The sequence below is a fragment of the Bittarella sp. HCP28S3_D9 genome, from assembly GCF_052065655.1.
GTDB lineage: Bacteria > Bacillota > Clostridia > Oscillospirales > Ruminococcaceae > Bittarella > Bittarella massiliensis.
This window is the reverse complement of the sequence record NZ_JBQHTP010000047.1, coordinates 1-404: the sequence shown is the minus strand read 5'-3', so window position 1 is coordinate 404 and position 404 is coordinate 1. Positions and strand designations below refer to the sequence as shown.

The 404-nt window shown below is 71.3% G+C and carries 1 protein-coding gene; it reads left to right on the top strand.

What is annotated here, in order from left to right; translation table 11 throughout:
- Positions 1-404 (top strand): hypothetical protein (locus ACTNAU_RS13305; protein WP_441098681.1); only part of this gene is annotated, 404 nt, incomplete at both ends.

Below are 404 nucleotides of genomic sequence, written 5' to 3'. Positions count from 1 at the left end.
CTTCGCCCTGCCCACCGAGGGGGCGGAGAAGGGCAACGGCAAGGCCAGCGAGAGGGTCTCCGTCGACCAAAACGGGCTCTACCGGGCGGTGGACGCGGCGGGGAACGCGGGGGAGGCCACGCCGGTCTCCTTCAACGCCCCGCCCAGCGCCACCCCGACCGACCCGGAGGCCCCGGCGCTGGAGCCGGAGGAGGAGACCGACGAGGGGGGCCTGCGCCACGCCGTCATCCGCGACAGCATGAGCGAGTACATCGACAAGGCGGTTCCCCTGTACGGCGGGCGGTTCACCCTGGAGGACGCGGCGGAGCTGATGGCCCAGAGATACGGCTTTGCCTCCAACGTGGGGCGGGACGAGGCCCTCACTTACACCTATGCCATCACCCAGAAGGGGGCGGACGTGAGCG